This window comes from Vibrio sp. 1401, from assembly GCF_033340295.1.
Genome location: NZ_JAWOWF010000678.1, coordinates 1 through 560, shown reverse-complemented (window position 1 = coordinate 560; position 560 = coordinate 1). Strand labels below are relative to the sequence as shown.

General features: G+C 48.4%; 1 protein-coding gene and 1 pseudogene. One reads left to right on the top strand and one right to left on the bottom strand.

The features are described from left to right. Nucleotides 1–443: pseudogene (locus R7Z77_RS27540) on the top strand (SAM-dependent methyltransferase); the annotation flags it as partial. 4 nt (nt 444–447) lie between these two features. Here the strand turns inward: R7Z77_RS27540 and R7Z77_RS27535 are convergent. Further along, a partial coding sequence (locus R7Z77_RS27535; protein ID WP_318137332.1) for an RNase H family protein occupies nt 448–560 on the bottom strand: 113 nt, incomplete at its 5' end.

The window sequence follows — 560 nt, the reverse complement described above, 5'->3', positions numbered from 1 at the left end:
ATCCACACCGTCTGCTGCGAGAAGTCGACAGAGTGATGATGGATGATGGCTGTTTGATCATTACGGGGTTTAACCCAATTAGCTTTACTGGTTTGGCGAGTTTGTTCCCATGGCGTAAAAATAACTTGCCGTGGAGTGGACGAATGTTTACTTCGAGCCGAATCAATGACTGGTTGGGGTTACTCAACTACCAAGTAATTCATTGTGATCGTTATGCGCTGTTTCCTATGACACGTTATCGCACCATGTGGACTTGGTTAGAAAACAGCTTGGGGGATTGGGCTTCTCCGGCGGGGAGCTTGTACTATATCGTCGCTCGTAAACGAACGTACCCTCTCAAGCCAATCAAACCACATTGGCGTCTAAAGAAAAAACTGACGCCGCTTGGCGTGATGAACCGAGAGGGATTTGGTGTGAAGAGAGTGTCGAGCCAGCGCTACTAGCGTATTAAGATGGCTGGTAGCCTGTATCTTCTTCTGTTGGGTTTTCTGCTGCTGTGCGGGCGAGTTCATCACAGATTTCGTTTTCTCTGTGTCCAGCATGGCCTTTAACCCAATGCC